We start from the raw sequence: 19,589 nt of genomic DNA on the forward strand, positions 1-19,589 counted from the left end.
AGGCGGTTCTCGAACGGTGTGACGCTACCTCAGGCAGGCGTTGTGCTTCTCGAACACCGCGTAGACGGCCGGCAGCTCGCGACCGTACCGCTCGGCGTCCGGCCCCGTGCCCCTGTACCGGGCCATCACCTGGCTCAGCCGGGCGTCGTCGTAGGCGAGAAGGTCGCCCTCCACACCCGCCTCGTGCGCGGCGTTGACGAGCATCAGCGGCACGGTGCTGATGCTGTGGTCGGGGTCCTCGCGGAGCCATCGCCACATGTCTCGCATCACGTGCCAGTCATCGGGGTCCAGCCGCTCTCCCTCGACGAGGCCGGCGTCCACGGCGTGGTTGTGCGCCGTGATCGCGGAGCGCGCGAGCATCTGCCCGAGGCCGGTTCTCGCGTCGTCCTTCTGGGGGGAAGGCGGGGTCGGCTCGGCCGTGATCACCTGCTGCTCGGGCGGCAGGTCCTGCCATGCTTCCAGTTCGGCGCGGTATCCGTAGTAGGCCGTGACCGCGAGATCCTCCGGCGCGTCCTCGGGGGTGAGCCAGCGGGTCTCCCAGAAGATCGGGCTCTGGATCAGCGCCTTGCGCATCCGATAGGCGCGGCTCAGCCCGGTGATCAGCGCGTCGTGCCGCAGGACCAGATCGAGCGAGGGGTCGGTGGAGTCCCGCCGGACCGGCGTCTCGTGGCCCGCGATGGACCTCAGGTCGTCCAGCAGCTCCTCGCGGCGTGACAGGTCGAAGCGGACGTCGAGCGGACCGCTCGCCGGGGTGGGCGATACGAACAGCGACTGGCCCGGGTCCCGGCCGGAGGCCACGGCGTTGCCGATCTGGACGCTGCCGGGACCGGTACCGAGCGTGAGCATCGATATCTGGTCGAACGCCCAGTCGGGAGGCAGCGGGAAGCCGAGGTTGCCACCGACATCTGCTGGCAGGTCCGTGACGAAACTCGACACTGTCAGGCCCTCTCGCACCAGGCGGCCGCACACGACGCGCGGGCCGTAGACGCCGATCTTGAACTCGCCGCCGTAGTGCCTCATCCGAGTGGCCAGCGCCCGGAAGTGGGGGATGATCCGCCGCTCGATGTCGCTGTCGAGCGCGTCGAAGCCGACCGCGAAGTAGATCGTCGTCCCGCGCACGAACCCGTGGCCCCGCGCGGCCTCCAGGGCGGTCAGGGCGTCCTCGGCTCCCTGCCCGGCGGAGAAGTGGTCCCGCGTGCGGCCGCCGGCCTGGTAGATCGGGAACGCGCTCAACCCCCCGGACGCGATCGTCTCCAGCTCGCCCGGCCGAATCCGCTCATAGGACCGGCTCTGTTCGTCCGCCTGGATCCTCTCGTCCGGCCGGCTCTCGTCCGGCCGGCTCTCGTCCGGCCGGCTCTCGTCCGGCCGGCTCTCGTCCGGCCGGCTCTCGTCCGGCCGGCTCTCGTCCGGCTGGATCCCCTCGTCCGGTTGGGCGCGTTCGTCCGGTTGGGTCCTCTCGTCTGGTTGGGTCCTCCCATCCGGCTGGACGGGCTCGTCCGGTGTCGGTCCGGGAGCGTCCGTCAGGTAGCGCCCCACGGTCAGGTAGCCCTCCACCTTCAGGACGAACGCCCGGGCCGGCGTGATCTCGGTGGGGCAGTCGCACGCCGTTCCCCTGCGGGTGGGGTCGCCGTCGCTCGCCAGCAGCGACGCCCACGTCTGGTAACCGGCGATGCCGTTGTCGGGCAGGAGCCGCGCGAACCCCTGGAACTCCGCGACCGTGTCAGCCACGGCGGTGCTGTACTCCCCGTCGAAGGGGACGTCCCACCCGTTGAGGACCATCGCCGCCTGGAACAGCCGGACGAACCGTTTGTCCACGTCGGTCGCGCCGGGGCCGAGCACGGCCTGGTCCCTGATGCCCTCCTGGATGCCGGGATCGAACCGGCCCGTCGCGGCGTCGTCGTCCATCCCGATCTCGAACTGGATCCCGAGCAGCAGAGATCTGTGCACCTCGCGGGAGAAGTGCCCGTCGCACGGGATGATGGGAAAGTCCCTGCGATGCACGTAGGTGCCGTTCAACCATTTCTGGATTTGTCGTATCCGCTGTGAGCCGCCAGTAGTGGGGACGTACGAGTCCGTCGACAGCAGGCCCTGGAAGACCTGCGGTGAGACGCCGTTCGGAGGGAACGCCTCGTCGACCCCCATGTCCGCTCGCAGCCTCGTCACCCCGGTGCCGGTGGCCGAGTCGTACGCGCCGGACATGCCGCCGCCGTCGTAGCCCTTGCAGGAGAGCCCGCACTGCACGATCTTGATGATGTTCTGATTGGAGGTGCCCGCGCCGACCATCGGGCACGCGGCGGCGAGGGCTTCCAGCGTCTCCGGCCCGAACTCGTCGCCCGGGGTGACGCCCAGTTCGTGCCTGAGTGCTCGTACCAGTGCCCGCACGGTCAGCCGGCCGGCCCTTCCATCCTCAAGGATGGGCCGATATCCGGCGACCTTCTCATAGACCGAGTTGACCCACCGCTGCGCCTCCAGAACCGGCTGGTCCATGGATCCCCTCCCACACCACCAGAATCACCATTAACGGCCAAAACCCGGCGATTTGCCTCAACGGTAAATAACATCTGAGACCCTGACTACGGCGACTTCCAGCCACGTTCCGGTACGGCATGCCGGGGAGGTAGTTCGCCGGGACGTCCTCGGCCATGTGGGCTATCGGCTTGACAGACGCTGCGACGGTCCGGCTACTATGGGCGATGCGTGGCCCACTCGGGGTCATGAAGTGGAGCCGGGTTAACCTCCGCAGGTGGTGGCCCGGCTTTCGCGTGTACGCCGTTACTCGGGCTCGCAGCCGACGTATTCGAGCACGGCGTCAAGTCCCCGGCTCGTCACGTCCTCATCGAGTGCCAGCAGCTTGGCCGTGCTGCTGACGATGATGTCCGCCAGCCAGAGCAGCGGCTCCTTCGCAAAGGGAGCATGCCGGTACGCGAAGCGCGCCGGTCGTCCCGCCAGCCCGCCGAGAACCTTCCGGTCGTGTCGGTCCTGGCTCTCCTCCCGCTCGGCCACCACGACCTCACGGGCCTGGCGCGGCAGGTCCTGCGCCAGCCACGTCAGGGCGCGCGCCCGCGCGGCTTCCTTGCGCTTCGGCCGTTCGAAGCGGCAGCCGTACACATGGGCTTTGACCGGCATGGCACCGACCTCCTTGATCAGCGCAGCACGGGTCGGCTCGTCCTCCATCGCCCAGTGCGGCGGGCGGGCGGAGGGAACCAGTGCGGACAGTTGACGTCTGACGTCGTCCGCGATGCCCGGGTCCGCCAGTACGAGCCCGATCACGTACAGGCGGGCGCCGGTGTGGATCGATTCGTCGATGTATCCGGCCAAAGTCGATGCGGGAGGATGCACGTGGTCATCATCTCGTAACCATTCGGAGTTGGGCGGCTACTTAATGTGGAATCGACGCTGGCTATGTACGGGCTGAAGCGGAGCACTCATCCACTACCTGTCGAGCACCTTCGCGCTGGCCGAGCGGCCGGTCCGCGAAGCCCTCGATCGGGTGCCGCTCCTGTGGCGTACGAAAATCAACTGCCGGTGCCGGCTGTTCCCAGATCACCACGGATCAAGGGCGAACCATACGACGCAGCGGGGGCTCTCCTCGCTGAATCCCCACCGGCTCGACAACGCGCGGATCAGTCGGATTCCGCGACCGGATTCCGCGAGGTCATCGGAGGAGTGGCAGCCCGCGGAGGGCACAGAGGGCAGGGTTTCGGCTCCATCGTCGATGACCTCGACCTGGACACGGCCGTCCTTCTCTATGAGTACGACCGTGCCGATCACCGGGGATCTGGTGTGGACGACGGAATTGGTCATCGCCTCCGACAGCAGCAGTACGGCGTCGTCGCAGCGTGGCCGGCCGTCGAGGATCTTACGTAGCCATCGCCGGGCCTCACCCACGGCCGTCTCGGTGGCCGGGAACACGGCCTTCTCCAGCAGCGGGATGTCAGTTCCGGTGCTCATGGCGTCGTCGCGCATCGTGGTCGAATGTCCTTCTCGGGGGGAGTTCTCGCACACGCCCTTCACGGCGTGGCGGGATGGGTTCTCATCTCGGTAGGTCGGCTCCATCGTCTTCGCCGGGCACGTGTCACACCTCCATTGCTCGCTTCTCGCGTTCGGTGGTGACGCTAGGAAGCACGTATGGCGGCGAGCAGCGTTCAGATGCGCCATGAGAGGTCGTCACGCTGTCGAATCCGTGTCGCCTCTGTGTCGTACGCCGATCAAGTGACGGAAAAGCCGGAAGTCAGCAGCGGCGAGATCTACCGTGGGGAGTGCTTGCTTTCAGTTATCAAATGAGTGCAGAGAGTAGGTAAATCCCAGTGCCCGGTCAAACGACACTTTTGAAGGCGCTGCTGCTGAAGCGTCACCAGGAGACGCATCGGGCGTTCTGCCTGGAGTACGACAAGGTGGCGCGCAGCATCGACCGGAACCTGATCGGCTCATCTCCCAGCCGGGAGGCGTTCGGCCGCTGGCTCAAGGGCCATCTCAAGACCAAGCCGCACGCCGACCACTGCCGGGTCCTCGAGCGCATGTTTCCCGGACACACCGTTGCGGAACTGCTCGCCCCGTATGACCCTGTGAAGAAGGACCCCGGCGTCCCCCAGACACGCCCCGACACCCGGGAGGCGGCCACGAACCGGCGAGAGGTGTTTCATCTTGGCGCGGCGACCATGGCCCTCGGCCTGGCCGAAAGCATCTGGCGCGGCCCTGACATGCTCGAACAGATACTTGATTCGAGCAATGTCGGCGAAGCCCGTCTGCTCTTCCTGGAGAACGAAGCCGAAAGGCTCGGACGGAGCGTCCCACCTGCATCTCTGTTGCCGGAGTCGTTGCTGCATCTGGCGAGTGTCAGGGAACTGCTCACATACAGGCAGCCGGCCGAGGCGCAACGTCGGCTGACGCGGGTGGGAGCCAAGCTGTCCATCGTGGTCGGCGAGATCATGTTCTGCGCCAACCAGCTTCCGCTGGCTCGCCGCTGGTACGCGACCGCGGGTCGGGCGGCGGACGAGGCCGGAGACCGTTACCTCGCCGACCTCGTTCTAGCGAGTGCCGCGCTCATCCCGACGTATTCGGCAGACCCGCGGACGGTCCTCGCCATGGTCACTCCAAGGCTGGAACACGCAGTGGGAGCGACGCCCGCGATCGCTTGGATGTGGGGGTTCGCCGCGCTCGCGCATGCATCTCTCGGCGAGCAGTCAGCCTTTGAGCGCGCCATCAACAGATCCCGCCATACGTTGGATCGGTGCTCTGTAGAGGCGCTCCAGCCCGGCATCCTGTCGTTCCAACCGGAAAGGCACACCCTCTACGAGGCGCGCGGTCGGGCCGACCTCGGTGATCTGGACGGCACAGCCGACGCGGTGACTCGGGCGTTGTCGTCATACGACTCCAGCGATTCCAACGATCCCGCACTCGTGCGCTTCGCTTACGCGTGCGCCTTGGCCAAGGCCGGGGAGGTGGAAGAGGCATGCCGGTTCGCCACCGCGGCCATCCGCGAGACGCCTGCCACCCGTAGCCTCACCGTGGTCGTCAGGGCCCACGAGTTCGACGCCTTGCTAACGCCCTCAGGCACCGCCACCGCTGACTGGCGCGAGACCCTGGCCGACGTACGAGCCCCCGACCCGACCTTGTTGCCGACCCCGCCATCGCCAAGGACCTAATTCTGTCTGATCACGCGTGCTCAAGGTCGGTGGCGTCCGCTGTCCTCGCGTGCTGTCTATCCCCAGCCGCTCATGCTGGAAGCCGCCGCGCGGGAAACCTTGCTGGGTGTCGTGCCGAGCTCCGCCTCCAGCTCCGCGATCACGTGTTGCGCGGCCGTCTTGATGCGTGCCCTGCGGCCGTTCAATTCTTCCCCGAAGGCTCGCGCAGTCGGCCCCACCCACACCGCCTGACCACCGAACTGCGCACACGCGCGATCGAGAGCGGTCTCCAGCACATGAACATGCGCACGCACGGCTGCGAGTGCCGTCTCCAGATCCCGATATTTCGGGTTCGGCACCAGATCGTCGTCGAGGGGCAACGCCGGACTCCTGCTGCTGTGGAAGTCTCAGTAAGGATGTAGATACTAGGTGGCGCAGCGCTTCTGACTGAGATTATGTGGGACTCGACCGGGTTCCGGCCAGACGTGGAGGCGAAGACGATGCTCGTCCTGTCCAGTCCCGTAAAGCTCTGCCGCAAGGCCGCAGTGCTCGTACTGCTCATACCGCTGGCCCTGGCCGCCTGCACGTCCGACAAAGGCCCAACTACCGCCCAAGCGGGACAGACGTTGGAAACTCACATCCTTCAACTCTTGAAGGAACGAAATGCCCAGAGCGTTACCATCGTGGATCCCGGCGGCAAAGACATCCCGTGTGCCGAAGGAAAAGCCAAACGGACTTATGCTGCCACAGGTCGAGACCTTGAAGTAGGGACGGCGCCGGATGCACTTAACGACATGATGCTTGGAGCCCTCAAACGTGTTGCAGACTACTCCCTAGTTGACGGGAACGGCGGCATCGGGACAGTGACGGTTGCCGACAAGTCAACGGCGACTGTTCTACTTCTAAACTCACACACGAAGGGTGAATACTCGATACGGGGTGAGACTGAGTGCCTGCGGCCTTCTTGAGTTGTTATTCGAAGTCGAGGGCGCGTTCCTTTGTGCGCTCTTTTTTGCCCTCGAATCTGTCGGCAAAACGATTGGACAATTCGCCGATTGAGAGCTGGCTGCTCTTGCCCATGCCGTTCTCCAGTAACCAACGGTCAAGGGATTCCAGGCTGCCGCTTTTCTTCGACTTAAGGATCTCGGCAAAGGGGCGAAGTTTGTCATCGTCGCCAACGATAGAGGCGCCAGATGGGTACATGGTCTGATAGTCGCGCAGCGACACCTTTGGTTTGATTCCGGCGTCAATCAGTGATTGCGCTATGCCATGCTGGCGGCCGAGTGTTTCCTCATGATTGGCCTTATCGACTTTTTCGCCCTCTTTTTCCCTATCTGGCTTGTATGTGTCCCATGCCGACCAAGCCCCACTCAGCAAGGTCCACAGGGTCGCTCCCAACTCCTCGCCTGGGATAAAGATGCCGATGACGCCCAAGGCATTGCCGGATATGGTGCTGAAGTTCTTCCCTGCTGCGTCGTCGGCGTCATCCGCAGCCTTGCTGTGCTTCTTTTCAGCGGCTAACTGGAGTCCGGCCACATTGCCCAAGGCAGCGAAAACGTCGCTCAACCGGGTGGAATCCTCGCTCTTCAGCATGGCGGGAACTTCAGCATTGATCAGTCTGTGAGCCAGGTTTCCCATGCCTTCCCGGAATGGTCGCTGGTTCGCTGTGCTGTCGGAGAAGGTCTCGATGAACCGGTAGGTATCCTTCGGGCTCAGACGGAATATGGGTTTTAACCCTGGGGTCTGGGATGTCACTTCTCCGAACGCGCTTGGCAGCAGGTGGTTGGCGTCGCTGAAATCCGCTCCCTCAGCTATCTCGGTCGCGTACGCGCCGGCGATCTCCGATAGATGTATGCGGGTGGCTCTGCCGATGTTGAGGCCCCCGAGGGTCGTCATGACGGTGAAGGCGAACGCTGCTGCGTCCTTGCTGTGCTGGCCGTCCTTCTCGTCGTAGGCGCCGGAGGCGGCGGCCAGCATGCGCCCAAAGGCGTCGGCCTCACCGGCCGACGCCGACATGCTACTGGTGTGGGCGGTGAAGTCCTTGAGGAGCTTGATTAGTTTCGACTGGTCTTGTCCTGTGACGGCGCTCAGGGCGAGGCGTGCCGCGCCGGGGTTGTTTCCCAAGGCGTACAGAAGTCCCGCGTTGACGTTACGCGGCTTTCCGAGGCCCTGCGTCGCAGCTACTTGAGCGAGCCATTTCGCAGGGAAGGATCCCGCGCTCAACAGCAGGCCGGCATTGACCTGATCAGGGCCGGACAGGGCGGTGTTCGCCAGTGAGTCCTTGATCTGAGAGAACCCGGGCACATGGGAACCGGCCGAGACGGCGGTGCCGAAAGCTTGGCTGATGGTGCGCAGTACCCCGTCGTCGGACCGGGGTGGCGCGAGGGTCGCCTCTCCGGGTGGTGCGAGATTGTGTCGCAGGGTCGCCGGAAGGTCGAGCGTGCCCTGCCGGCCGAGGGCCGCGAAGAACGCGGCGGTGTATTCGGGATCGTTGACATGCGAGGCAAGAGCGTCGACTATCCGCTGATAGCTCTGGTCCCTGCTGAGGGGTGACAAGACGCCGGAGTCCAGCTTCTTGTATGTAGCGGCCAGCTCCGCGCCCAGACGGCGTGCCTCTGCCGCAGGCAGAACATCTTTCTCCTCGTACGACATCAGGCCATTCGCCGCCCCAGGTGACCAGTCGGGGAGCTTGGCGGTGTCGTGGGCCATCTTGCTGCGGCGGCGCAGATCGGGGAGGCGTTCGTCGATCCAGCGTTCCACCTCGCTGATCGGGTCGAGCGAGGTGGCGGGTACGCCTTCGGTGGCGAACACCTGGCGGATCGCCTGCGTGTGTTCGCCGATGAGCCCTCGCGCGTGCTCCATCTCGCTGATGAACCGGTCCATCAGCGCGGGATCGATCCCGGTGAACTCCGGTGACAGCGGCCCCGTTCCTGGTGGCACAGTGTTCACGAGCTCACGCCCCCTCCGACGCACCAGTTGCCGGACCACAAACCTAACGCAGACGGCGACGCGCGGAGAGGACGTGTGTCAAACCGGGTGGCGTTCCACGTAAGGACGTCTGACGGTTGTTCGCAGCCTTCGGCACAGCGGCGGCCCCACGAGGGCGGTCGTGGATACCAGGAGCAGGACGACCATGAGGACCAGGCCGGGGAGCGTGGTCAACTCGACGGCTGGGTACCGGCTGTGGAGGTCGGTGGCCACGAAGCAGAGCCGGAAGACCGACGCGACGGTGAGACAGAGCGACAGGGAGCCGCAGGCGGCGACCATGCGGTGGGGTTCGGCGGCGGCCAGCAAGACGAGAAGGCATGAAGCGACCAGCAAGGTGAGTGTCACCTGGCCGGCCGTGGTCACCTCGTCGCTGATGGACGAGTCGGACAGGTCCCACAGTGACAGGTGCCTGATCGTGTCGCTCCCGTCGCGATGGTGATGGCGAAAGCGCATCCACGGCAGGGTGCCCGCGATGAAGAACAGGAAGGCGAGGGTCATTCCCCGGGCCGCGTGGGCGAGTCTGCGGGTGGGGTAGGGAGACCACGGGGAGGTTTCAGATCGTTCCGCGATGTCCGGCGACGTCTGCCGGACTACATCCCGTTCGTCCGACGAGTCGGCCACCGTCACCATGGCGAGGCCGAGGACGAGCGCGAGCGCCTCTGCGAGCGCGGCGGTCGTGGCGGATCCCGGTGCGACCCAGGCCGCGCTCCAGGTGAAGCGACTGTGCGGTCTGGGGAGAGCCTGTTGCAGCCACATGAGATTGAGAAAGCCCAATATTGCTGACACCAGAGTGACCAGCATAAACGGGCGTACTGGGTTAAGCGCGGTGAGCACGGCGAGGGAGAGGGCCAGCATCAGCATGCCGAGCGCGCTGGTGCCGTTCTCGCTGATGATCCGGATGTCGGAGGACGGCAGGTCCCACAGCGACAGCGCGGTGTCGGCGGACGGGGACTCCTCGGAGCGCATCCACGGTTGCGTGCTGGTGATCAGCAGCATGAAGGACAGGCCTACGCACCACACCGTGTATCGGATGCGCTGGATGGCGGCGAAGGATTCCCAGAGAGCCGGGCTGTCGTGTCTCGTATTCACCCGGGGACGCTAAGCCGCCGGCGCGGTTGCCGGCGGTGCTCGGATGGGTCGTGACCTGGCGCCAAGATGTCGTGCGCGAGTCATCGCTGCGTCGGGTCCGGTCGGGACCTTGAACCAGCCGTGCTGCTCGACAGCTGTTCCACCCCTTTTGCGGGAAATCTGACAACCTAAATGACTTAAGTCAAATTTATGTTACAAATCCGGATTTGGGGTGGAAAGGTCTGACTGGGGTGGTCAATGTCAAATTTGCTGGTCCAATCCGGACCGCAGAGTGGAGGATCCCCCCGTGCGCAAAACGCTCCTCACCATCCTCTTCGCAGGTTCCCTCGTCATGGCGGTGAGCCCGGCCACGGCCGCGGTCGCCGCCGGCCTCGCGCCCACCGGCGACTACATCGTCGTGCTGCGAGACGGAGCCGATCCCTCGGCCGTCGCCAACACCCAGGCGCGATCCAAGGGCGCGACCCTCAAGAACGTCTACAGTCACGCGCTGCGCGGCTACTCGGCGAGGATGACCGCCGCCGCGGCGGCCGACCTCGCCCGCGACCCGCAGGTGCAGTTCGTACAGCCCGACGGCGTGGTGTCGATCGACGCCCAGACGCTCCCCACGGGGGTCAACCGGGTGGACGCCGAGCTCAGCCCCACCGCAGCCATCAACGGCGTGGATACGCGCGTCAACGTCGACGTCGCGATCATCGACACCGGCATCCAGCTCACCCACCCCGACCTGAACGTCTACACGGCGGGCGCCAAGAACTGCAACAACGGCACCAGCGCAAATGACGGCAACGGCCACGGGACGCACGTGGCGGGCACGATCGGCGCGCTCGACAACACCAGCACCGTCGTCGGGGTGGCGCCGGGCGCCAGGTTGTGGCCGGTGCGCGTGCTGAACGCCAGCGGCAGCGGCAGCTGGTCGCAGGTGATCTGCGGCATCGACTACGTCACCGCCCACGCCTCCGAGATCGAGGTCGCCAACATGAGCCTCGGGGGCCTCGGAGCCGACGACGGCAACTGCGGCAACACCAACGGCGACGCCATGCACCGCGCGATCTGCGCGGCCGTCGCCGCGGGCGTCACCTTCGTGGTCGCGGCCGGCAACGAGACCGACAACGCGGCCAACCACGTCCCGGCCGCCTATGACGAGGTCATCACGGTCAGCGCGCTCGCCGACTTCAACGGGCTTCCCGGCGGCGGCGCGGCGGCCACCTGCCGCAGTGACGTCGACGACACGCTCGCCGACTTCTCGAACTACGGCGCCGACGTGGACCTCATCGCGCCCGGCGTGTGCATCCTGTCCACCTGGACGGGCAGCGGCACCAACACCATCTCGGGCACCTCGATGGCCAGCCCGCACGTCGCGGGCGGAGCGGCCCTCTACAAGGCCACGCACCCGACGGCGACCCCGGCGGCCGTGAAGGCCGCGCTCCAGGCGGCGGGCACCACCAACTGGAACAACGCCGACGACCCGGACGGCATCAAGGAGAAGCTGCTCAACGTCTCCACCTTCTGACAGCGAGCCGGGGGCCGGCCGGCCGCGGTCGGTCCCCCAACAAGGTCGATGACGGCCCGCCCGGCGGTGGCGGCCATTCCGAGCAGGATGGGGGACCCGTGGGCGCCAACGCCCATGGGACCCTTTAACGTGGTCGGTTCGCTGGTCGCTTCACGTGTTCAGTTCGCCGGCCGCTTTACGTGGTCAGTTCGCCGGCTGTGAGGCCGTCGAGGTTGCGGTCGTTGAGGTCGGCGCGGCGGCCCGCCTCGCGGCCGGTGTCGTACCCGTTGCGGTCGAGTGCGGTGGCGCGGGCCGGCCTGAGGCCGGGGAAGCGGCGGTCGAACTCGGCCCGCACCAGGGCCGTGCGGCCCAGCAGCACGAGCTCGGCTCCCGTGCCCGCGACCTGCTCGGCGACCTCGGCCACCCGGTCGCGGAGCTTGGCGGAGACGCCGGAGCCGAAGCCGACGTAGAAGGCCCGGCGGTACTCGGCGGCGGCGCGGGCGCGCCGGTCCTTGGCCGTCACCGCGTCCAGCTCGGACGCGGTGAACCGCCGGAGAGCGGGTCTGACCTGGTTCTCCATCTGCAGGCTGATGGAGGGCAGGAGCACGCGCAGGCTGTCCAGGACGGCCTCGGGCCCGACGACCGTCATGGTGACGTGCCTGGCGCCGCGGATGCCCCGGCCCTTGACGCCGGTCCAGCGTTGCGCGCCTTTGCATCCGAGTGCGTCGCAGACGAGGTGGAGGGCCCAGCAGCGTTCCCGGGCGTGCCCGCCGCGGTTCGACACCTCGAACTCGATGCCGTCGATGGTCTCCGCGCGGCCGGTGGATCCTCGTCTCACGGCGGACGCGTCCAGGCCGTGCCTGAGCATCAGGGCCGCCGCGTGCGCGGAGGCGAGCGCGGCCTCCTCCTCGCCGGTGTTGGGGTGCTCCGCCAGGTCCAGCAGCCGTCTGACCCGTTCCATGACCCTGGCCCTGGACGGCCCGGCGGTGCCGGTCAGCGCGTCCTCCCCGACGCCACGGACGACGCGGACTGTGCCCCCATGCGTTCTCGCCCCCTCCGACGACCCGGCGGGTCACCAACCTAGCCCACGTCATGGTGGGCCGCCCTGGGGCGGGAATCGTCACGCCGCGATCGCGGATTCGTCGTGGTTCCGTCACTGGTTGTCCTGTTTTTGCAGCTAGTGAGCACAATGAGTGATTGGCGAGGGTCGTCCTGGGTAGCCGTTCATTGGAAACGGTGACCGAGCAGACGGTGGTGAAGAGATGGCATCGATGGTGGACCGTATCAAGGAGTACCTGCGCAGCCCGAAGGCTCAGGAGCGGGTCGAGAAGGCGAAGACGATGGCCCGCGACCCGAACAACCAGCGCAAGCTGCGCGAGTACATGGACAAGTGGCGTGGGCGTAAGACGCACAGATAGCCACAGGCAGGACAGCCCAGGGCGTTCCCGCGCCGGGGACGTCCCGAGGACTCAGCCGGTTGCCGGGGGTCCAGGACGTACGCGAGCGTCCTGGATGTCCGCTCAGGCGTCCCGGTCGTACGGTCTCGGGCCGCCCGGCGCCGGTGTGGACGAGCGGTGATCGGGTCAAGGAACGCCTGTGACCCGCCGTGCACCACGGGGCGAGCGCCGGGCCGAATCGGGGAGCGACCTGGGTGTCGGGCGGGTGGTGAGACCTGGCAGGCTTGCCGGTGACACCGGAACGTGGATCTCCCCCCGACCCCCGTGGAGGCTGACCTTGCAGGGACCTCTCAGTGACATCGTCGTCCTCGACCTGTCCCGAGCTCTGGCCGGGCCGCACGGAGCGCAGATGCTCGGCGACCTGGGCGCCACGGTGATCAAGGTGGAACACCCCGACGGCGGCGACGAGTCGCGTGGCTGGGGCCCGCCCTTCGTCGGCCCCTCGGGCGACATATCCACGTACTTCCTGTCGGCCAATCGCAACAAGCGTTCCGTGGCCCTCGACCTCAAGTCCGAGGAGGGCACCGAGCTCCTCACCCGGCTGATCAGGCAGAGTGACGTGCTCGTCGAGAACTTCCGTACGGGCGTGCTGGATCGGCTGGGCTTCCCTGTGGAGCGCCTTCACGAGCTCAACCCGCGCCTGGTGATCCTCTCCATCACGGGCTTCGGCCACGACGGCCCCGAGGGCGGCCGCCCGGGGTACGACCAGATCGCGCAGGGCGAGGCCGGCCTGATGAGCCTCACCGGCCCCTCGCCCGCCGAGCCGTACCGCGTCGGGGCCTCGATCGCCGACCTGCTCGCGGGCATCCACGGTGCCTACGGCGTGCTCGCCGCGCTGTACGAGAGGGAGCGCACCGGCAGAGGGAAGGTCGTGCGCACGTCGCTGCTCGCCTCGGTCGTGGGCGTGCACTCCTACCACGGGACGGCCTGGACGGTCGGCGGCAAGGTGCCGGGGGCGGGCGGCAACCACCACGCCTCCATCGCGCCGTACGGGGCGTTCCGCTGCGCCGACGGGATGATCCAGATCGCGGTCGCCAACGACGTGCAGTGGCGCAAGCTCGCCGCGCTCCTCGGCATCGACCCGGCCACCCCGAAGTACGCCGTCAACAGGGAGAGGTTCGCGCACCGCGACGAGCTGATCGCCGACATCGAGAAGGCGCTGGCCCCCCATGACCGGGCCCACTGGCTGGCCGCGCTCGCCGGCGAGGGCATCCCGGCGGGGGCCATCCGCACACTGGACGAGGTCTACGCCTGGGACCAGACCCGCTCGCAGGATCTCGTCGTCACGGTGGACCATCCGGAGCTCGGCGTCATCGAGCTGCCGGGCTCGCCGCTCAGGTTCGACGGAGAGCCGCCCGCCGAGCACCTCGCCCCGCCCGCGCTCGGCCAGGACAACCAGGCCGTGCTCGACTGGCTGGCGAAGCGGGAAGTGTGATCCGGCCGGTGATGAGGTCACTGCCGAACACCTGGACGCGGAAGGCCGGGTGCACAGGGAACGGCGGAGGGGGCCGATGAGCCCGAGCCGGCCGGACGCCAACACCCTCATCCGCACCGTCCTCGACCCCGGTTCGTGGAAGTCGTGGGACGAGCCGACCGTGGACCCCGCGCCGCCCGGCTCCCCGTACGCCGGGGAGCTGGCCTCCGCGCGGGCGAAGACCGGGTACGACGAGTCGGTGGTGACCGGGGAGGGGCTGCTCGGCGGGCGCCGTGTGGCGGTCATGGCCTGCGAGTTCTCCTTCCTCGCCGGGTCGATCGGGGTGGCCGCCGCCGAGCGGCTGGTACGCGCGGTCGAGCGGGCGACGGCCGAGGGGCTGCCGCTGCTCGCCGCCCCGGCCTCGGGCGGCACCCGGATGCAGGAGGGCGCGCTCGCCTTCGTCCAGATGATCAAGATCAGCGCCGCCGTCTCCGCCCACCGTGCCGCCGGCCTGCCGTACATCGTCTACCTGCGCCACCCCACCACCGGCGGGGTGTTCGCGTCGTGGGGGTCGCTCGGCCACGTCACGGCCGCCGAGCCGGGCGCGCTGATCGGCTTCCTCGGCCCGAGGGTGTTCCAGTCCCTGTACGGATATCCCTTCCCGCAGGACGTGCAGGTCGCGGAGAACCTCTTCAGGCACGGCCTGGTCGACGCCGTGGTGTCGGCCGAGAACGCCCGCGCGATCGCGATCCGCGCGCTGTCGGTGCTCTGCGCGCCCAAGGAGATCGGGGAGCGCGGGGAGGGGCTCACGCGCGGGCCGGAGCCCGAGGAGCGGGCCGTAGCCGTGGAGGCCTGGGAGGCGATCAGCCGGTCCCGGCGCGACGACCGGCCCGGGGTGCGGGCCCTGCTCAAGCTGGGCGCCTCCGACGTCACCCCGCTGAACGGCACGGGTGTGGGGGAGAACGACCCCGGCCTGCTGCTCGCCCTCGCCAGGTTCGGCACGGCTCCAGCCGTCGTGCTCGGCCAGGACCGCCGCCGGCAGAGCGCGGGCCGCCACCTCGGTCCCGCCGGGCTGCGGGTGGCCCGCCGGGGCATGCACCTGGCCTCTGAGCTGGGCCTGCCGCTGGTCACCGTGATCGACACGGCCGGGGCGGCGCTGTCGAAGGCGGCGGAGGAGGGCGGGCTGGCCGCCGAGATCGCCCGTTCCCTCGCCGACCTCGTGATGCTGGACGCGCCGACCGTCTGCCTGCTCCTCGGGGAGGGAGCGGGCGGGGCCGCCCTGGCCCTGCTGCCCGCCGACCGGGTGCTCTGCGCCCAGCACGGCTGGCTGTCCCCGCTCCCGCCCGAGGGCGCGTCGGCGATCCTGTACCGCACCATCGACTTCGCCCCCGAGATCGCCAAGACCCAGGGAGTGCGGGCGACGGACCTCAAGCGGGACGGCATCGTCGACCGGATCATCCCCGAGCTACCCGACGCCGCCTACGAGCCCGAGGCCTTCTGCGAGCGGGTGGCCAGGACCCTCGAATACGAGATCATCGGCCTGATGCGGCATCCGCCCGAAGACCGCCTGACCACCCGCCTCGCCCGCTACCGTCACCTCGGCGGCGCCGTCTGACCCGGAGAACCGGACGAACCGGAAGTCCCGGCTGGGCTGGAGGATCCAGGAGACTCCGGACCGCTCGGAGAGGAGGAGGGCGGCGCGGCCTGCCACAGCGGGGGGACGGGCTTCGCGTCCTCGCGCCAGATCTCCCTGCCGTCGCGGTCGTACCCGGTGATCAGGTAACCCTCGGCATAGATGTCGCCCTTGTGCGTGTACGGCGTGGAGAACAGCACCGCGTCCTGGTTCCACGGGGCGGGCGTCGTCCCGGTCCGCACGGAGCCGCCGTCCCTGAGGGCTCGTACGGGGTCGCCGTCCTTGAGGGCCCGCATGGAGTCGCCGCCCTTGAAGGTCAGCACCACCTGGTCGGTGCCGGCCCTGGCGAAGCCGAACCAGCGGCCTTCGGCGAACTGTGACATCACCGGCGTCTGGTTGCCCACCAGCGTGTCCGCGAGGGTCTCTCCGGGTTTCAGGACGGGCGACGACGCGACGACGGTGAACGCGACCACCTTTCCTTCGCGCCGCCAGACCAGGGTCTGGTCCTCGTGCAGTCGCGCGGTCATCCCCCCGCCCAGCTCCACGGCAGGTCCGAGGGGCCTCGCGTTCGGCTCCGCGGGAGGGGCGGTGTCGGCCTTCACCCGCTGGAGGACCTTTTCACCGGCGCCGGAGAGCTCGAATGCCGTCACCTTGGCCTGGGAAGGGTAGGACACGGTCCAGATCGCCAGCGGGGCGCCCTTCGGGCGGTGGATCGTGCCGGGGATCCGGGAGCCGTCGCGGGTCACCGCTTCGACCTTGGTCACAGTGTCCCGGGCCGCGCCGTAGCTGATGACCTCGTCGGGGCGTGGCAGCATTCCCTCGGTGCCGCCCACGTACCAGCCGTTCTCACCGGTGTGGGCGGGGTTTCGCGAGTCGTACCAGCAGCCCCCGACGGTGCCGCCCGATGACAGCTGGGTGGCCGAGCAGAGGTCGACGTACTTGCCCTTCACCTGGGCGAACCACAGGGGCATCGACCTGCCGTCGGTGGGATTGACCAGCACGAGCGTCTCGCCGATCGGCGGGTTGGCCGCGATGCCGGCCTCGTAGGCGTTTTTGTAGGTCGGTGCGGGCTCGCCGGAGGCGGCGGTCGTGGCGCCGGTGACCGTGTCCGGCCCGCCGTGCAGGATGACCAAAGGCACCCCGGCCACCACGGTGCCCGCCACCAGCGGGACGGCCGCCAGCATCGACCACCTCAGGCGACGTGCCCGTCCGGCGCGCCGCTGCACTTCCAGCCACGCGTGCGGGCCGGCCTCGTAGGCCGAGGCCTGGGCGCGCAGGGCGTCGCGCAGGTCTTGCTCAATCATCGTTCTCCTCCAGGGCACGGCCGAGTGCCGCGATGGCGCGGCTGGTGTGGCTCTTCACCGAGCCGGGGGAGACGCCCATGGCGTCGGCGATCTCGCGTTCTGACAGGTCGAGCCAGTAGCGCAGAACCAGGGCCTCGCGCTGCCGCCGTGGCAGCCGTCCGACCGCTTCGAGCAGGTCGCGGTGCCGTTCGGTGATCAGGAAGGCCTGCTCGCTGCTGCGCTCCGGAGGAGGCGGTTCGGGTCTGCGCAGCCGTACGAGCCTCAGGTGGCGTATGCGGTTGCGGGTCAGGTTGCAGACGATCGAGCGGAGGTACGGCACGGCCGCGCCGTCATCGCGTAGGCGCGCCTGTCTCAGGTGCAGGCGCGCGAAGGCCTCCTGCGCGATGTCCTCCGGGTCGTCCGCGCCGAGCAGCCCGGCCAGCCGGACCATCGCCGCGTAGTGCGCGGCGAAGATCTCGGCGAAGGTCGGTCGCTCGCGGGAAAGAACGGGAGCTTGGGTCACATACCAGAGACACTCGCGGCCTGGGTCGGTTGACAGGGGATCGGGATGCGCTCGACGCGGATGGAGTGGACCTCGTCGTGCGGCACCACCACCTCGTACGCCCCGTGGTCGACCATCCAGTAGCCGAGGGCCTCGGCCTTGAGGCCGCTGTGACCGGTGTAGGCGATGTGCAGGCCGTCGTCGTCCTCGTCGAGCACCACGCAGGGCTCCCCGCCGAACGCGCCCACCGTGCGCAGCAGGACGAGCCATTCGAGGTCGCCGCGCCGGACCTGCCGCCGCCAGTAGCCGCCCGCCTGGGCGAACCCCTCCCTGGACTCCTCGCTGAACAGGATGACGTCGTCGGGGCCGGGGCCGAGGGCGGCGGCGTAGGTCTGCTCATGCTGGTGGGCGATGAAGCCGAGGCCCACGGGCTCGATGTCGCTCATGCCGCGCGCCGCCAGGTGAGCCCGTCGTACTCGGCGAACCGCCGCTCGCCGCGCGTGGTCACGTGCTGGATCTCCGCTCCCGCCGGGATGGGCATCGGGGTGGTGTGGAACTGGGGGACGACGTGCTGGCGGGAGGTGGTGAACCCGTTGCCCGCGAAGGGCGGCGAATCGTTCCAATCTCCGCCCATGTGAGGGCCGTAGGGGACGACGTAGTTGTCGGTGTCGCGGACCTGCCACCGGAGAATGTACAGCTCGGGAACCGAGGGCGTGAGCTCGGAGCCCTCGAAGGAGAGGTCGAGCGCGGAGACGATCTGCTCTGGGCTGGTCAGCCGTGAGCAGTCCTGGACGCGGTAGACGTAGCCGGAGATGATCGTGCGCTGGCCCGCGAGATAGGGCACCAGCAGGCGAGGCGGTATGACCTTCTGCATCTGAGTACTTCGCGCCGGCTCGCTCACATCCCGCATTTTACCGGAGAGCCGCGTCAGGCCCCGATCCTTCAGGCGGGGATGAATGCCGTCCCCGCTAGGAAATTGCCCGCCGTGGGCAGGACAGGGCCAGCGCGAACCGCGCATTTCAGTTTCGCTGGGTGGTCGGGCAGGTCGGCGTTGTCGCCCGATGGCCGCCTTGCTGATCGTGAGAGGTGCGCCGCAGGAGGCCTCAAATTAGGGCGGTGTCCGGATGTGGTCATGCTCGATGGCTCGGTCACGTCGAGATTCGGCTTCCAGATCCTTGGTCGGCGATAATATGTTCGAGTAATCGATTGGCTACTCAGCGTCAAATAGGGGTGGGGGGTGTCCGGGGGTGAGGTTACGGTACAACTTCCGGCTCTACCCCGACGCTCCGCAGCGGGAGACGCTCGCCAGGACGTTCGGGTGTGCCCGGGTGGTGTGGAACGACGCGTTGGCCGCGCGTAAGGCCGCCCGCAGGGCCGGGTTGCCGTTCATCGGAGACGCCGAAATCCAGCGTCTGGTGCTCACCGCCGCGAAGAAGACCCCCGAGCGCCAGTGGCTGGCCGAGGTGTCCTCGGTGGTGCTCCAGCAGTCGGTGCGTGATCTTAACTCCGCATACAGGAACTTCTTCGATTCGCTCAGCGGGAAACGCCGGGGGCCGAGGATGGGGTTGCCCCGGTTCAAGTCCCGTCACGAGCACCGGCAGACGGCCAGGTTCAACCGCAACGCTTTCTCTCTTACCACTCAAGGCCGTTTGTATCTGGCGAAGGTCGGCGAGGTGGAGAGTCTGTGAACGACGCGAGCTGGGGTGCGTTCCTCGCTTTGTTGGAGGGTAAGGCCGCCCGGTATGGCAGGACGCTGGTGAAGATCGGGCGTTGGCATCCCTCCTCTCAACTGTGTCCGTGCTGCGGCTGGAAGATCGGGAAACTCCCTCTCAAGGTGCGGGAGTGGGATTGCCGGCGGTGTGGTGAGCATCATGATCGGGACGTCGCCGCCGCGATCAACATTCTGCTTGAGGGGCAGCGCATCATCCGCGCTACCAGCATGACCGTGGCCGCTGGGCTGGCTGGACACGGCGAAAACGACTGTGGAGGCCAGGTAAGACCAGGTGAGGCAACTCCGACCCTGGCTCCGCCCGAAACCTACGACGATCAAGCGGCGTAGCAGAAGCAGTAAGCACCCTACGGCGACGTGGGAGAGTCCCCGGCGTTCACA

Annotated in this window: 19 protein-coding genes; 8 read left to right on the top strand and 11 right to left on the bottom strand. The window is 67.9% G+C overall.

The genetic code is table 11. The annotated features are described in order from the left end of the window. Positions 1–24: 24 nt before the first annotated feature. From ACOZ38_RS13090 to ACOZ38_RS13100, 3 genes are all read right to left on the bottom strand, one after another. Positions 25–2,487 (bottom strand): glycoside hydrolase domain-containing protein, encoded by a 2,463-nt coding sequence (locus ACOZ38_RS13090; protein WP_424530696.1) that lies wholly within the window; start codon positions 2,485–2,487, stop codon positions 25–27. 285 nt (positions 2,488–2,772) lie between these two features. After that, complete coding sequence (locus ACOZ38_RS13095; protein ID WP_424530698.1) at positions 2,773–3,318, bottom strand: hypothetical protein; 546 nt, start codon at positions 3,316–3,318, stop codon at positions 2,773–2,775. 225 nt (positions 3,319–3,543) lie between these two features. Next, complete coding sequence (locus tag ACOZ38_RS13100; protein WP_424530700.1) at positions 3,544–3,966, bottom strand: ATP-binding protein; 423 nt, start codon at positions 3,964–3,966, stop codon at positions 3,544–3,546. A gap of 341 nt (positions 3,967–4,307) precedes the next feature. Here ACOZ38_RS13100 and ACOZ38_RS13105 point away from each other — a divergent pair, with 341 nt between their 5' ends. Beyond that, positions 4,308–5,645 (top strand): hypothetical protein, encoded by a 1,338-nt coding sequence (locus ACOZ38_RS13105; protein ID WP_424530702.1) that lies wholly within the window; start codon positions 4,308–4,310, stop codon positions 5,643–5,645. Positions 5,646–5,701: 56 nt separating this feature from the next. Here the strand turns inward: ACOZ38_RS13105 and ACOZ38_RS13110 are convergent, their stop codons facing one another. After that, on the bottom strand, positions 5,702–6,004 hold the full coding sequence (locus ACOZ38_RS13110) for a hypothetical protein (protein WP_424530703.1): 303 nt from the start codon (positions 6,002–6,004) through the stop codon (positions 5,702–5,704). A gap of 75 nt (positions 6,005–6,079) precedes the next feature. Here ACOZ38_RS13110 and ACOZ38_RS13115 point away from each other — a divergent pair, with 75 nt between their 5' ends. Further along, positions 6,080–6,592: a hypothetical protein gene (locus ACOZ38_RS13115; protein WP_424530705.1), complete on the top strand. Its 513-nt coding sequence runs from the start codon at positions 6,080–6,082 to the stop codon at positions 6,590–6,592. A 4-nt stretch (positions 6,593–6,596) separates the two neighbouring features. On the opposite strand, the gene ACOZ38_RS13120 is transcribed toward ACOZ38_RS13115, so the two are convergent. Then, complete coding sequence (locus ACOZ38_RS13120; RefSeq protein WP_424530707.1) at positions 6,597–8,573, bottom strand: DUF6571 family protein; 1,977 nt, start codon at positions 8,571–8,573, stop codon at positions 6,597–6,599. Positions 8,574–8,651: 78 nt separating this feature from the next. Beyond that, on the bottom strand, positions 8,652–9,701 hold the full coding sequence (locus ACOZ38_RS13125) for a hypothetical protein (protein ID WP_424530708.1): 1,050 nt from the start codon (positions 9,699–9,701) through the stop codon (positions 8,652–8,654). Positions 9,702–9,987: 286 nt separating this feature from the next. On the opposite strand from ACOZ38_RS13125, the gene ACOZ38_RS13130 reads away from it, so the two are divergent. Next, entirely contained in the window at positions 9,988–11,211 is a 1,224-nt protein-coding gene (locus ACOZ38_RS13130) for a S8 family serine peptidase (RefSeq protein WP_424530710.1), read from the top strand. Positions 11,212–11,386: 175 nt separating this feature from the next. On the opposite strand, the gene ACOZ38_RS13135 is transcribed toward ACOZ38_RS13130, so the two are convergent. Beyond that, entirely contained in the window at positions 11,387–12,151 is a 765-nt protein-coding gene (locus ACOZ38_RS13135; protein ID WP_424530711.1) for a DUF2786 domain-containing protein, read from the bottom strand. Positions 12,152–12,461: 310 nt separating this feature from the next. Between ACOZ38_RS13135 and ACOZ38_RS13140 the strand changes: the two genes are divergently transcribed. From ACOZ38_RS13140 to ACOZ38_RS13150, 3 genes are all read left to right on the top strand, one after another. Then, positions 12,462–12,608: a hypothetical protein gene (locus ACOZ38_RS13140; protein ID WP_363915494.1), complete on the top strand. Its 147-nt coding sequence runs from the start codon at positions 12,462–12,464 to the stop codon at positions 12,606–12,608. A 316-nt stretch (positions 12,609–12,924) separates the two neighbouring features. After that, positions 12,925–14,082 (top strand): CaiB/BaiF CoA transferase family protein, encoded by a 1,158-nt coding sequence (locus tag ACOZ38_RS13145; protein WP_424530713.1) that lies wholly within the window; start codon positions 12,925–12,927, stop codon positions 14,080–14,082. Between the two features lie 76 nt (positions 14,083–14,158). Next, entirely contained in the window at positions 14,159–15,676 is a 1,518-nt protein-coding gene (locus ACOZ38_RS13150; RefSeq protein WP_424530715.1) for a carboxyl transferase domain-containing protein, read from the top strand. On the opposite strand, the gene ACOZ38_RS13155 is transcribed toward ACOZ38_RS13150, so the two are convergent. The 4 genes from ACOZ38_RS13155 to ACOZ38_RS13170 are packed head-to-tail and all read right to left on the bottom strand — an operon-like array spanning position 15,655 to position 18,353. Then, positions 15,655–16,998 (bottom strand): hypothetical protein, encoded by a 1,344-nt coding sequence (locus ACOZ38_RS13155; protein ID WP_424530717.1) that lies wholly within the window; start codon positions 16,996–16,998, stop codon positions 15,655–15,657. The genes ACOZ38_RS13150 and ACOZ38_RS13155 overlap by 22 nt on opposite strands. Beyond that, positions 16,991–17,500, bottom strand: a complete 510-nt coding sequence (locus ACOZ38_RS13160; protein WP_424530719.1) for a SigE family RNA polymerase sigma factor — start codon at positions 17,498–17,500, stop codon at positions 16,991–16,993. The genes ACOZ38_RS13155 and ACOZ38_RS13160 overlap by 8 nt, the downstream gene beginning before the upstream one ends. Continuing rightward, on the bottom strand, positions 17,497–17,925 hold the full coding sequence (locus ACOZ38_RS13165; RefSeq protein ID WP_424530721.1) for a hypothetical protein: 429 nt from the start codon (positions 17,923–17,925) through the stop codon (positions 17,497–17,499). Before ACOZ38_RS13165 ends, ACOZ38_RS13160 begins: the two co-directional genes overlap by 4 nt. Beyond that, entirely contained in the window at positions 17,922–18,353 is a 432-nt protein-coding gene (locus ACOZ38_RS13170; RefSeq protein WP_358559996.1) for a hypothetical protein, read from the bottom strand. The genes ACOZ38_RS13165 and ACOZ38_RS13170 overlap by 4 nt, the downstream gene beginning before the upstream one ends. A 373-nt stretch (positions 18,354–18,726) precedes the next feature. Between ACOZ38_RS13170 and ACOZ38_RS13175 the strand changes: the two genes are divergently transcribed. Both ACOZ38_RS13175 and ACOZ38_RS13180 read left to right on the top strand, forming a co-directional pair. Then, positions 18,727–19,167, top strand: a complete 441-nt coding sequence (locus ACOZ38_RS13175) for an RNA-guided endonuclease InsQ/TnpB family protein (RefSeq protein WP_424530722.1) — start codon at positions 18,727–18,729, stop codon at positions 19,165–19,167. Beyond that, positions 19,164–19,538 (top strand): RNA-guided endonuclease InsQ/TnpB family protein, encoded by a 375-nt coding sequence (locus ACOZ38_RS13180; protein ID WP_424530723.1) that lies wholly within the window; start codon positions 19,164–19,166, stop codon positions 19,536–19,538. The genes ACOZ38_RS13175 and ACOZ38_RS13180 overlap by 4 nt, the downstream gene beginning before the upstream one ends. The last annotated feature ends 51 nt before the right edge of the window (positions 19,539–19,589 follow it).

This window comes from Sphaerisporangium viridialbum (assembly GCF_049674955.1).
Taxonomy (GTDB): Bacteria; Actinomycetota; Actinomycetes; order Streptosporangiales; family Streptosporangiaceae; genus Sphaerisporangium; species Sphaerisporangium viridialbum.